This is a genomic window from Williamsia limnetica, assembly GCF_003217475.1.
Lineage (GTDB): Bacteria > Actinomycetota > Actinomycetes > Mycobacteriales > Mycobacteriaceae > Williamsia > Williamsia limnetica.
Genome location: NZ_QJSP01000011.1, coordinates 176476 through 189147, shown reverse-complemented (window position 1 = coordinate 189147; position 12672 = coordinate 176476). Strand labels below are relative to the sequence as shown.

The window sequence follows — 12672 nt, the reverse complement described above, 5'->3', positions numbered from 1 at the left end:
GACGAGAACATGACCAGCCCGGGGGAGACGATCGAATACGGATCCTCGATTCTGGGGTATCCGCGCATCGGTGCTCGGCGCGAACTCAAGCGAGCGCTCGAGAAATATTGGCATCTGGGCGGTTCCGTCCACGAGCTGATCGCCGTCGGGCGGCACCTGCAAGACGACACCTGGCAGGAACTCGCAGCCACCGGGCTCGAACAGGTGCCGGGCAACACCTTCTCGTTCTACGATCACGTCCTCGACAACGCGCTGATGTTCGGGGCTGTGCCACGCCGTTTCGCGGCGCTCGAACCCGAACTGCACCCGTTGGACTTCTACTTCGCGATGGTCCGCGGCAATCCCGACGTCCCTCCGCTGGAGCTGGTGAAGTTCTTCGGAACCAACTATCACTACCGGCAGCCCGAGATCGACTCGGACACCACGTTCTCCCTGCACGCCGAATCCTTGTTGGCCGAACACACCAGGGCCAAGGCACAGGGCATCGAGTTGCGTCCCGTGGTGCTCGGCCCCATCTCGCTTCTCCTGCTGTCTGCAACCGGTCCCGTTGCGGCCGAGGACTTCTCGCCGATCGACAAGATCGACGAGTTGATCCCTGCGTACCTGCAACTCTTCAAAGAACTCGCCGCCCAGGGTGCCAAGTGCATCCAACTGGATGAACCGGCATTCACCGGCGACCGTACCGACGAGGAACTCAGGTTGCTCGGGACCGTCTATGACGCGCTGTCCGCCGTCAGTCAGCGGCCGCGTCTGCTTGTGACCGGACAGTACGGCGATCTCGGAGCGGCGCTGCCGATACTGGCCGGAACCCAGATCGAGGCGATCGGGCTGGACCTGGTGTCCGAGCCGATCAGTGCGGCAGATCTCGCGAAGGTCCCGGGGCTCAAACGAAAGCGTCTGTATGCCGGTGTCATCAACGGACGCAACGTATGGAAGGCCGACAAGTCCCAGACGCTCGACCATCTACTCGCCATCAAATCCGTGATTCCCGATGTGGTGGTGTCGACGTCGTGCAGCCTGCTGCACGTGCCGGTCGATCTACTCATCGAATATGACATTCCGGGTGATGTCGCTGACCGCCTCGCGTTCGCCAAGCAAAAAGTCGGTGAGGTCGTGGCGCTGGCGAAGGCCGTCACCCACGGGGCTCCCGAGCGTTGGTCAGCCCGTCCGACTTCGGTGCACTTCACGTTGAAGCACGAGGTACGCCAGCGTGTTTCGGCAATCCGGCCCGATCAGCGTGAGCGAGCGCCGTACGAGGTTCGGCGCAAGGCGCAACAGCAGGTGCTCGGATTACCTGCGGTGCCGACGTGCACCCTGGGGTCATTTCCGCAGACGGCAGAAATTCGGCAGGCCCGGTATGAGTACGGTCAAGACCGGTTGACCTGGGACGAGTACCGGCAACTGCTGCTCGACGAGATCAAGCGCGTGATCGACCTTCAGGAGGACATCGGCCTCGACGTCCTTGTTCATGGTGAGGTCGAGCGGAATGACATGATCCAGTACTTCGCCGAGCTGATGGACGGTTATGTCGCAACGCGTTTCGGCTGGGTCCAGTCGTACGGCTCCCGCTGTGTGCGACCGCCGATCCTGTACGGAGACATCAAACGCAAGAGCCCGATGACCGTGGAGTGGATCAGCTACGCGCAGTCGTTGACCGACAAGCCTGTCAAGGGCATCCTGACCGGCCCGGTGACGATGCTGGCGAGATCATTTGTCCGACAAGATCAGCCACTGTACGAGACCGCAGAACAACTGGCCTTGGCGGTCCGCGACGAGGTCGCAGATCTGGAAAGGGCAGGCATCAAGATCATTCAGGTCGACGAGCCGTCCATCCGGGAGCTGCTGCCGCTACGCGAGCGGGGCCGCGCCGGGTATCTCGACTGGGCGGTGGACGCGTTCAAGCTGGCTGTCGGCGTCGCGAGAACGGAGACCCAGATCCACGCCCATCTCGGGTATTCGAGCATCCCGAAGGTGGTGGAGGCGTTCGACGCCCTCGACTCCGATGTGACGTCGATCGTGGCGACTCGCTCCATCGACTGGGTGCTCGATCAGATAACGAGTTCAGGAACAGCGATCAAACGTGGGGTCGGGCCGGGGGTGTACGAGAGTCGTAGCGCCGCGATTCCCGACATCGACGAGATCGATGAACGCATCCAGCGCGCCGCCGCTGCGGTCGGATCGGATCGGTTGTGGGTCAACCCCGACGGTGGCCTCAAGACCAGGCACTATTGGCAACTCGAGCCGGCGCTGCGCAACATGGTCGCTGCCGCGCGCCGGCAGCGTCGCAGGATCGAAGTCCACCCGCCCAGCTGAAATTCGCGCCACCTCCGCGCGTACGCGCCAGGTGCAACAGGCGCGTACGCACGCAAGCGGCGCGAACTCGTGGGTCACCCGTCAGTTGATGGTGATCTCGCCCATCGCCGACCAGTCGTCGGCGTCGATCGTGTGACTGATGATCTTCGGCGTCGACACCAGAGCCTGTGGCATCTCCTCTTGCGTCGCCTTCTTGAAATGGTCGCTGTTGACGTGCGGCCCTGCGGCATCGTCTTCGAAGGCCTCGACCAGGACGAACTCGTTCGGATCATCGACGCTGCGCGACCAGTCGAACCACTTGTTGCCCGGCTCAGCGCGGGTTGCCTGCGTGAACGGGCCGACGAGATCCAACCAACGATCGGTCCACTCGGGCTTCACCTGGAACTTGACCACGATGAAAATCACTGCGCTACTCCATTCTCGTCATCCACCAGAACGCTCACCTGAAATCGTAGTTGCGCAGCAGCACTACTCTCCAGGCATTGAGGTCAGGATGGAGTGGAGTCGCAAGATGAGACGGAAATCGACATTTAGACAGACGAATGCCCCCACCGTGATCGGCAGGGGCATCCGAGGGAGAGGGTCGACCAGCGTCAGCTGGGCAGACCCGGGATCAGGCTGGCCAGTCCGAAGCCGCCGAGTGAGCCATTTGAGCCGCCCTCTTCTGACGAGCCGACGAACTTGAAGTTCGTGGTGCAGCCATTGAAGGAGACATTGTCGATGTTCGCGATGGTATCGGGTGCGCCTTCAACGGAGATACCGTAGTAGTCGACAACCGTGGCGGCTCCAGCTTTTTCTGTCAAGTCCGCAAGAGTGGTTGTCTGGCCTCGAGGAAGATCGGGCAGAGCGCGGGTCGCCCACCACTGGTCACCGCCTGAGTTGACGAGAGTGGCGAAGCCATTCTCCGCACTGTTGCCGGTCGCCGCACCGCTGACGCGGATCTGCCAGTTGGCCTGCGTTCCGGTCTGATCGAAGGCCGGAGTTCCGGTGAGGTCATCGAGTGGCAACTGGCCTGCCGAGTGGTACGACACGGCACGAGTTTTGCCCTCGGCGACCTTCAGCTCCAGCGAGCCGTCCTCGTCCTCGACCACGGCCTGCGAATGGGTTCCCGCTTGTCCGGCTTCGTCCTCGAATGGAACGCCCCAGCCGTTGGCCTGGTTGCCGGTCGAGATTTCCGCGCACTCGGCCTGAGACACCGGCGCCGCCGACGCGACTGCGGGAAAGAACAGGGCTGCCGCGCTGACTGCGGCAACGGCGGTGGTGGTACGGAGAATGGTGCGGTTCATACGAAGATCGACCTCCAGTAAATAGGCTTGCTGTTGGTGCTGAAGAAATCAACGTAGCAAACGTCAGTCGGTTGAATGCAAATTGTCGGCAATGCCCGGGCAATATACGTATGAACGAATTACCTCAAACGTAACTGTACTTTTATTGTCTATGTGAATTAATTCGGAATTCAACTTTCATCATCGGCGCTTACTGTCGGTCAGAAACGTTGTAGGACAATGGGATAGCTGTATCGGGCAAGGTCGCAACAGAGATTGCTGAAACACTCAACTGTTGGTTCGACATGGATCGATTCGACATCGGCAAACATCTTCGGGTGTTGTCTGCTAGTAAACTAAACGAACTATTGAAATATCGACGTGGTTCTGATCTTGTGGCGGGTAAATAGGGGAACCCGACCAAATCTGCTCCACATTCAGCAATCTGCTCCGGTTCCAGCACACTGGAACCGGAGCAGATTTCTAGAAGTGGAGCAGATTCAGCTGTCTTACGCCGGTGGGAACAGCGGGCCGCCGCCGAAGGGCTCACGGTGAGATTTCGGGAGGCCGCCGTCGTTGTTGGTCAGACCGTACGAGGCGCCGAGTTCGGCGGTGACGAGGCTGTGACCGTTGCTCTCGAGCAGCGATGGATCACGCCACAGGCGATCGATGACGCGGCCGACGAATTGCGGGTGTTCGGCCTCGTCCAGCCGGAATCCGGCAAACTCCTCGATGCCGAGCGACAACAGCAGTTCGGTCTGGATGAGGCCCAGCCACAACGAGATCGCGGCCACGCCGGTGCCTTCGAGTTCGTGCGCCATGTCGAAGGCCATCTTGTCGAGTGCCGCTTTGCTCATGCCGTACAGCACAGAGTGCAGGTGCCCTCGGGTTCCGAACGACGAGATGTTGACCATCAGCCCGGAACCCTGGGGGACCATGATCTTCGCTGCTTCGACGCATGCGACGTAGTGCGCCCGCACGCCGACCGTGATGAGGGTGTCCCAGTCCGACACCGGGCGTTCCCAGAACTTGTCACTGAACCCGCCGAAGCCCTTGGGGGAAGCCCACACATTGTTGACCAGCAGGTCGAGACGGCCCTGCTCTGCGCGGATCTGGCCGAACAACGTCGCGACAGAGTTGTCGTCGGAGTGGTCCAGGCTCACCCCGACCGCGGTGCCGCCGGCAGCGTCGATCTCCGAGATCGTCTGCCCCAGTGGGTCATCGGGGCCTGTACCGCCACGCGCGGTGACGTACACCGTCCAGCCCGCCGCGCCCAGCGCTGTGGCCACGCCCTTGCCGACACCGCGGCTCGCCCCGGTCACCAGTGCCACCGACCCTGAAACGCTCACCCTTGTGCGCCTGTCTCAACCATGGTCGCCAATCTAGCGGTGGGCACCCGGGTGTGATGACGATTCGGGTGTCTCGGCCGGCCGGCCGGTCGGTCGATCAGTCGCTCAGTCCGTCTGGCGCGTCGACTCCGGGGTCTGCGGCAACGGATGGTCTTGCGCGTTGAAGTACTCGGGGGATCCGCCGGCGGCCGCGATGCCCGAGATCGACGACCAGACCATCATCGTCAGGTAGTCGATCAGCTCGTCCTTGCCCAGGCGTTGTTCCACCATCCACCAGTGCACGGCGAGTTGGATCGCGCCGACGAGGCTGTACGCCCATGTCTCCACGCCGGCCGTCTGCGACCCCTGATCGACCATCCGGTTGATCATCACGAAGGTGAGCATCTGGGCGACCAGCTTCTGCGAGTCCGCGAGCACCTGGGTGCCCGACCCGCCGGCCATGACGAACGAGTAGATGTGGGGTTCGTCGGCCACGGTCTGGACGTACACCGAGATCACCATGCGGGTCAGTTCGAACTCGCCGACGTCTTCGTTGATCGCGCTGCCCAGTCGTGGCACCAGCACTGTTTCGAGAAAGCGCATCATCGCGGCGGTGGTGAGGTCGCTCTTGTCGCTGAAATAGCGGTAGAGGACGGTTTTCGACACACCGATCTCGGACGCGATCTCATCCATGCCGGCGTCGGCGCCGAGGGTTCGCACCGCTGCAAGGGTGCCGTCCACGAGTTCGGTGCGCCGGGCCTCTTTGTGGCCTTCCCACCGCCGCTTACGTCCGTCGGTCTTGACGTCGTCGGTGCCGACCTGGTTGCGAATGGCTTGGGGGAGTGACACCCCCTTGCTCGCAGCAGTGGCGGCGGCGGCCACCGCGGCGCGGGCGGCGGCGGCCGGATTGGGGCGAGGGGACATCGTGGGGGAGTCATTTCTGGTCGTAACGCCGGTGGTGATCGAACTGCTTTCCACCTTATGTTCCCTCGCACTCCGATAGGGCATCGAGAGGCGGGTCACCACCGTGCTCAGGGTTCTCTCGCCCGGGTTTGGGTAACACTGGATGAATGCAACCGACACAAGCTCCGCGGCCGACGGCCGGTCCGGACGCGGACCGATCGCCCAGGGAGACACCTGGTGGTCGGCATGCTGCGCCGGATTCACGGGCCGCCGCGCCGAAGCGGAACATCGCCGGACTCAACGAGGCCGACACCGAACGCAAAGCGGCGCTTCGGCGCATGAAGCTCGTTGCCACCGGGCTGTTGCTGCTGGCAGCGGTCATCTATCTGTTCTGCCGCTGGCTCGAGGATCGCGACGGCGAGAACGTCGCGGCCTGGGTCGGGTACGTACGCGCCGCGTCAGAGGCGGGCATGGTCGGTGCGCTCGCGGACTGGTTTGCCGTCACCGCCCTGTTCAAACACCCGATGGGGATTCCCATCCCGCATACAGCGCTGATCCGCAAGAAGAAGGACCAGATCGGCGATCAGCTGGGCGGGTTCATCGAAGAGAACTTCATGACGCCGGACGTCATCGAAGAGAAGGTCGCGCAGCTGGCGTTGCCGACCCGGGTCTCCAGCTGGCTGGCCGACCCGAAGAACACGCCTCGCGTCGGCGACGAGGCCGCGCGCGGTATCGCATTCGCGGCAGAGATGCTCGATGACGAGGACATCGAAAAGCTGATCACCGCGGCGATGCGCTGGGCAGCCGAACCCGAGTGGGGGCCGCCGGCGGGGCGGGTGCTCGAACAGCTGATCTCGGAGAACCGTCTCGAGCCCGTCATCCAGCTGCTGTGCGACAGGGCGCATGACTTTGCCCTGGGGAGCCAGGAGCTGATCGACCGTGTGATCGACAAGGACGGGCCCGCATGGGCTCCCAAGTTCGTGAACAGCCTGGTAGGAGACCGGCTTTACCGCGAACTCGTCGAATTCTCTTTCAAGGTCAAGACCGATCCGGGTCACCAGGTCCGCCAGGCGATGACCGGCGTGATGGTGCAATTGGCCCACGATCTGCAGAACGATCCGGACACCATCGCGCGACTCGAGGCGATCAAGTCCGAGTTGCTCGAACGTGATGAGGTCACCGGCGCCGCGTCGACGGCGTGGAATGCGGGCAAGGCTTTGATCGAGCAGCTCTTGGCCGACCCGAACGGGACGCTGCGGGCGACGCTGACGGACTCGATCATCCAGATTGCCGAGCGCATCCGCGATGACGAGGTGCTCAAGAACAAGATGAACATCTGGATGGTCCGGGTGGCCAGGCACGTGTCGGAGAACTACTCGCAGGAGATCATCTCGGTGATCACCGAGACCGTGCGTGGGTGGGACGCCGAGGACACCAGCAACAAGATCGAATTGCAGGTCGGCCGGGATCTGCAGTTCATCCGTATCAACGGCACCGTGGTCGGTTCGCTTGCCGGATTGGCCATCTACACCGCCTCTGTGCTGCTTTTTCACTGAAAAGGACGCCGCGATGTTTGTGGCCTTGATCACGAATTAGCTCAAGTGCTTGCAATTGCTAGCACGGGTGGGCACTATGGCTGTCGAGGCTTGAAGGAGTTACCGAGATGGTTCCAACGCCAGCTGATCCCGATGACGAGCCGGTGACGGTCGTGGTCGCGAACGCGGCACAGGACATCGCCCAGGACATCAGTGCCAACGTCGCCACTGCTGCTCAGGACATAGGTAGCTTCATCAGATCGCAACGGATGGGCGCCGAGGTGTCGCTACGCCAGCTTGCTGAGCGTGCGGGCGTCAGTAATCCGTACCTCAGCCAAATTGAACGAGGGTTGCGCAAGCCTTCGGCCGATGTGTTGGCCCAGATCGCCAAGGGTCTGCGGGTGTCGGCCGAGGTGCTGTACGTACGGGCCGGGATTCTCGAAGAGAGGCCCGCGAGTCCGGTGCGCGACGCACTGATGGCAGACACCGTCATCAGTGAACGCCAGAAACAAGTGTTGCTCGAGATCTACGAGTCCTTCTGCAAAGAGAACCGGGCTGTGGTCGAAAGCCACACGGACACAACACATACGAACCCACGTGAATTCCTGGAGGAATCCGATGACCAAGTCTGACCGCAATCTCGCCAATCCCATCTACGCCGCCGTCGGCGCCGGCGACCTCGCCTTCAAGCAGGTCAACGAAGTGATCGCTCAGCTGCGTGAGCGCACCGAGACCGCCACCGAGCAGGCTCAGGCCCGCTTCGAAGAGACCCGTACCACCGCGCAGTCGCGGATCGAAGAGACCCGCGAGCGCATTTCGGCCCTGCCCGAAGAGGTTCCGTCGAACATCGACGAACTGCGTGCGAAGTTCACCTCCGAGGAACTGCGTAAGGTCGCCGAGGCCTACATCGAGGTCGCGACCGGCATCTACAACTCTCTCGCAGAGCGTGGCGAAGAGACCGTGGAGCGTCTGCGCACCACTCCGGCCGTCGGCGAGCAGCTCAGCCGCGCCGAGAAGGCGTACAACGACGCCGTCGATCTGACCGAGGACACCCTCGGCAGCATCTCGTCGCAGACCCGCGCGGTCGGCCAGCGCGCTGCCAAGCTCGCAGGCATCGCTCAGGACAAGATCGAGGACGCGACCGAAGAAGCCACCGACTCGATCAACGGTGCTGCAGGCAAGGTCGAGAGCAAGGCGCGGTCCGGCAAGGACGCGCCTGCCAAGAAGCTCGCGGAAGCCACCGCTCCGGCCAAGAAGGCTCCGGCGAAGGCCACCCCGGCCGCTCCCGCCGCCAAGGCTCCGGCCAAGAAGGCCCCCGCCAAGAAGGCTCCGGCCAAGAAGGCCACCAGCTAGTCGGACCACCGATACGGTCAGCCGTTCTGGTCACCGCCGCCGCCGTGTTCCCCATGGCGCCGTGGACTCAGGCGAACCGGACACCTAAGCTGCACCCGTGAATGTTCTCTCATTCTTGGGGTACGCCCAAAGTCTTGTTCTCCTGTTGCTCACGGTCATCGCCGGGGTCGCGGCGGCGGTGTCGTTGGTACACGCCGCGCTGCAGCGTCCGGACGCCTTCCCCGCGGTCGATCGCCAGTCGAAGGTGATCTGGGTGTCCATTCTCGCGGCCGCGACCCTGTTCATCTGGCTGTTCGGCGCGATCGGGCTCCTGGGCATCGTCGGCGTCGTCGCCACGATCGTCTACATCGTGGATGTGCGGCCGCGAGTGGACTCGATCCAGAACAAGACCTGGTTTCGTAAGCGCTGAGATCGACCGTTCGCCGGGCGGTCAGTAGCGCATTTACGCAGGGTCGATACCCTTCCGCCGATCGAACGCTCGGCGTGCAGACCTAGAATGAGCGCATGGCTGAATACCGGATCAACGAACTCGCGGATGTTTCCGGCGTCAGCGTCCGCAACATCAGGGTCTATCAAGACCGCGGTCTGCTCCCGCCGCCCAAGATCAAGGGCCGTACCGGCTGGTACTCCGCAGAACATCTGAGCCGTCTCAAGATGATCTCGCAGATGCTCGAGCGGGGCTACACCTTCGCGACGATCAGCGAACTGCTGATGGCGGCGCGATACGGACTCAAGGTCGAGCACGTGCTGGAGGCCGAGCCGAAACGCGGTAGCCGGTGGAAGAATCTCAAGCGGATGGCCACGATCACCATCTCCGAACTGCGCAAGGGACTCGGCGCCACGGACAACAACATCGCCCTCGGACAGCGGCTGGGCCTGCTGGTGAAGGAGGGGGCGGGGTACGCCGTCACCAACCCGGAGGTGCTCGCCGGTGCCGAGGTGCTGGTGAAGGCAGGTATCGATCTCGACGTCCTGCTCAACCGCTGGGAACGCGTCCAGGACGATCTCCAGGACATCGCCGCCAGCTTCGTCTCGATCGTCACCGACAAGTATCTCGTCGAAGGTGCGCCCTTCGAGATGGAGGAGAGCGAGGTGATCCGGCTGGCGGAACTGGTGCAGACCGTGCGACCGATGGCTCATGACATCGTCGAGGTGGCCTTCAGCAAGGCGATGGACACCGAGATCTCACGCGCGCTCGATCGCGGGGCCGAGCTGATGATGGCTGCGGAAGACGAAAAAGCCGGTAAGGCAATGGATCAATCCTGACGTACAGGTGGGGAAGAGCGGGGTCATGAACAAGAGAAACGTCGCGGTCGGTGGGGCCGCTGTAGGTGCGGGTGTGGTCGCCGCGGGCGCGGCGATCACGGGAACATTCCTGGGCTCGATTCTGCGGGCAGCGTTGCTGGCGCCGGATCCCGTTGCGGATCAGCCTGATCCGCTGCTGCAGACGCCGCGGCAGGCGCCCGAACACCTCGATGTCCGCGCCGCGGACGGCACCGCGCTCAATGTGGTGGCCTACGGACCGCCAGACGGCGAACTCATGGTGCTGGTGCACGGCTGGACGTGCAGTACGCACTACTGGTACCCGCAGATCAACTCGTTCGGCGACCGGTACCGCGTGATCGCCTACGATCAGCGCGGCCACGGAGACTCCCCACGGGGCAAGACCAAGCTGAGTGTCGACCTCCTCGGCCAAGATCTGCAATGCGTGCTGACCGAGGTGGTACCGAAAGGTCGTCGAGCACTCGTCGCCGGGCACAGCATGGGTGGGATGACGATCCTGTCCTGGGCCAAGCAGTTCCCGGAGGCGGTACCCGAGGTCGCCCGAGCTGTGGTGCTGACGTCCACCTGCTCCGACCACCTATTGCCGAACCTCGGTCTCATCCCGCTCGACCTACCGACGGTGCTCTCGCCGATGGAGTATTTCACCGGCCGGCTCGTCGCCGGGGCGACGGTGCATCTGCCGCGAACGAAGATGTCGCGCAAAGTCACCCAGTACATCGCCCTCAACACCACATCGCGACGCTCGCACGTCGATTTCTGTGACGAGATGGTGTCGGCCTGCCCCGGACGGTCCCGCGGCAAATGGGGCAATGCGATGGTCGACCTCGACGTCACCGCAGGTCTCGACGCACTGGTTGTCCCGACGCTGGTGGTGGTCGGCGCCGACGACAAGCTCACCCCCAAACTCCATGCCGAGGCGATGGCTTCGGTTCTGCGCGGACGCGGACACCTCGACGACCTCGTGGTGTGGCCCGGTATCGGCCATATGAGCAGCATCGAGAACGCCGAGGCGTACAACAATCTGCTGACCGACTTGCTGGACCGAACCGCCGGTTGATGGCCGGCGGTCGGCCGTTGCTACGGACACCGGACACGCTTGGGCGCCGACTGTTCGTCGACCGACCCGACGGGGCAACCATCGCGGTCGGCGCGTACGGCCGCCACGACGGCGATGTGGTGGTGCTGGTCCACGGCTTCGCCGTCAACGCGAAGTACTGGTATCCACAGATCAACGGTCTGGCCGACACCCACCGGGTCATCGTCTATGACCAGCGCGGGCACGGACGCTCGACCTTGGGCGCCGGTCCGACGACCAGCGACGACCTCGGCCACGACCTCGAAGCCGTACTCGCCGCGACGCTCGAAGAGGGCGACAAGGCTGTGATCGTCGGCCACAGCATGGGCGGCATGACGGTCATGAGCTGGGCCGCACAGTATTCGGGCAGTGCCGAGCGATATGCGAACGCGATCATGCTCGCCGGTACCGCATGCACCGCGCCGGTGACGAAGGCTCCGATCCGGTTGGCCGAACCCGCGACGATTCTGCGCCGAATCGAATACGAGACGGCCTGGTTGGGCTTCAACGCGATCCACCGTCCCGGCGGTGATCTGATGATGCGCAGCGGACTCTCCGTCGCCCGTACCCTTTTCCCGGGGATCAGTCGCCGACAGCTGCGGATGCTGGATTCAATTCTTCGGGAGACCAGTTGGCGCACAAGGGAAAAAGTGGGCCGCGCGTTGGAGGATCTGGATGTGGGATCCGGCCTGGACAACATGCCCGTACCTGTTGCCGTCGTCGTCGGTGACCGCGACCGACTCACGCCACCCCGGCTCGCCGACCCCCTCGTCGAGGGATTGCGTGCCGCCGGTTGGCTAGAGCGCTATGAAAAGTGGCGTGGCGCAACTCATCTTCTGAACTGGGAACAACCTCATCGCTTCAATAACATCGTGCGTGCGCTGGGTTCAGCTCGGTTGTCGCCCTGACCGGGTCAGGCGTCCGGAAAACCCTCGAGCACAGCGCGCGACCCGGACAGTCCGAGCCTGGTCGCGCCTGCTGCGATCAATTCCGCCGCGAACTCGGCGGTACGGATCCCGCCGCTGGCCTTGACCCCGACGGTGGTGGGCACCGCCGCGGACATCAGTGTGACCGCCTCGACACTGGCGCCGCCGCTGGGATGAAAACCCGTGGAGGTCTTCACAAAAGAAGCGCCTGCCTTGACCGCGACCTTGCAGACATTGGTGACGGTCTCCGGTCCGGCGAGCACCAGCAGCGCCGCCGATTCGATGATGACCTTGAGCGTGACGTCGTTCCCGATCGCCTGGCGGACGGTGAGGACGTCGGCGAACACCTCGTCGAACTTTCCGTCCACCGCTGCGCCGACGTCGATGACCATGTCGATCTCCTGCGCCCCAGAATCGACCGCGAGTTTTGCCTCGGACGCCTTCACCAACGAGTGGTGTTTTCCGGACGGGAAGCCCGCCACGACGCAGCGCAGCTGTGCTCCGGTGTCGATCGGCAGCATCGACGGCGAGAGACAGACCGCGAGCACGCCTAGGTCGGCGGCTTCCGCGGCCGTGGCCTCCGCGTCGGCGCGGGTCGCCTCCGGTTTGAGCAGGGTGTGATCGACCATGGCGGCGACCACCGAACGGGACAGGTGCAGGCCGCTGTGGCCGGGCGCGGTGTCGGACATG

Annotated in this window: 13 protein-coding genes; 8 read left to right on the top strand and 5 right to left on the bottom strand. The window is 63.4% G+C overall.

From position 1 onward, the window contains the following. Nucleotides 1–9: 9 nt before the first annotated feature. Nucleotides 10–2313 (top strand): 5-methyltetrahydropteroyltriglutamate--homocysteine S-methyltransferase, encoded by a 2304-nt coding sequence (metE, locus tag DFR67_RS19260; protein ID WP_110471109.1) that lies wholly within the window; start codon nt 10–12, stop codon nt 2311–2313. 81 nt (nt 2314–2394) lie between these two features. Here metE and DFR67_RS19255 read toward each other — a convergent pair whose 3' ends face one another. From DFR67_RS19255 to DFR67_RS19240, 4 genes are all read right to left on the bottom strand, one after another. Then, nucleotides 2395–2718 (bottom strand): putative quinol monooxygenase, encoded by a 324-nt coding sequence (locus tag DFR67_RS19255; RefSeq protein WP_110471108.1) that lies wholly within the window; start codon nt 2716–2718, stop codon nt 2395–2397. A gap of 188 nt (nt 2719–2906) precedes the next feature. Then, a complete protein-coding gene (locus DFR67_RS19250) occupies nt 2907–3599 on the bottom strand; it encodes a hypothetical protein (RefSeq protein WP_110471107.1) in 693 nt (230 codons plus the stop codon). A gap of 488 nt (nt 3600–4087) precedes the next feature. Beyond that, complete coding sequence (locus DFR67_RS19245; RefSeq protein ID WP_110471106.1) at nt 4088–4927, bottom strand: SDR family NAD(P)-dependent oxidoreductase; 840 nt, start codon at nt 4925–4927, stop codon at nt 4088–4090. 105 nt (nt 4928–5032) lie between these two features. Continuing rightward, nucleotides 5033–5884, bottom strand: a complete 852-nt coding sequence (locus tag DFR67_RS19240; protein ID WP_245938044.1) for a TetR/AcrR family transcriptional regulator — start codon at nt 5882–5884, stop codon at nt 5033–5035. Between the two features lie 92 nt (nt 5885–5976). Here DFR67_RS19240 and DFR67_RS19235 point away from each other — a divergent pair, with 92 nt between their 5' ends. The 7 genes from DFR67_RS19235 (at nt 5977) to DFR67_RS19205 (ending at nt 11964) form a co-directional block, all read left to right on the top strand. Next, a complete protein-coding gene (locus tag DFR67_RS19235) occupies nt 5977–7365 on the top strand; it encodes a DUF445 domain-containing protein (protein ID WP_110471105.1) in 1389 nt (462 codons plus the stop codon). A gap of 107 nt (nt 7366–7472) precedes the next feature. Next, nucleotides 7473–7976 carry a helix-turn-helix domain-containing protein gene (locus DFR67_RS19230; RefSeq protein WP_110471104.1) on the top strand — a complete coding sequence of 168 codons (504 nt, stop codon included), beginning with the start codon at nt 7473–7475 and terminating at the stop codon, nt 7974–7976. Then, on the top strand, nt 7963–8697 hold the full coding sequence (locus tag DFR67_RS19225) for a heparin-binding hemagglutinin (protein WP_110471103.1): 735 nt from the start codon (nt 7963–7965) through the stop codon (nt 8695–8697). The genes DFR67_RS19230 and DFR67_RS19225 overlap by 14 nt, the downstream gene beginning before the upstream one ends. A 97-nt stretch (nt 8698–8794) precedes the next feature. Further along, nucleotides 8795–9106, top strand: coding sequence for a DUF2516 family protein (locus tag DFR67_RS19220; protein ID WP_110471102.1), 312 nt, complete (start codon nt 8795–8797; stop codon nt 9104–9106). 95 nt (nt 9107–9201) lie between these two features. After that, nucleotides 9202–9963, top strand: a complete 762-nt coding sequence (locus DFR67_RS19215) for a MerR family transcriptional regulator (RefSeq protein ID WP_110471101.1) — start codon at nt 9202–9204, stop codon at nt 9961–9963. Between the two features lie 25 nt (nt 9964–9988). Next, nucleotides 9989–11038, top strand: coding sequence for an alpha/beta fold hydrolase (locus DFR67_RS19210; RefSeq protein WP_110471100.1), 1050 nt, complete (start codon nt 9989–9991; stop codon nt 11036–11038). After that, complete coding sequence (locus DFR67_RS19205) at nt 11038–11964, top strand: alpha/beta fold hydrolase (RefSeq protein ID WP_110471099.1); 927 nt, start codon at nt 11038–11040, stop codon at nt 11962–11964. Before DFR67_RS19210 ends, DFR67_RS19205 begins: the two co-directional genes overlap by 1 nt. A 5-nt stretch (nt 11965–11969) precedes the next feature. Here the strand turns inward: DFR67_RS19205 and deoC are convergent, their stop codons facing one another. Then, nucleotides 11970–12671 (bottom strand): deoxyribose-phosphate aldolase, encoded by a 702-nt coding sequence (gene deoC / locus DFR67_RS19200; protein WP_110471098.1) that lies wholly within the window; start codon nt 12669–12671, stop codon nt 11970–11972. Nucleotide 12672 lies beyond the last annotated feature (1 nt).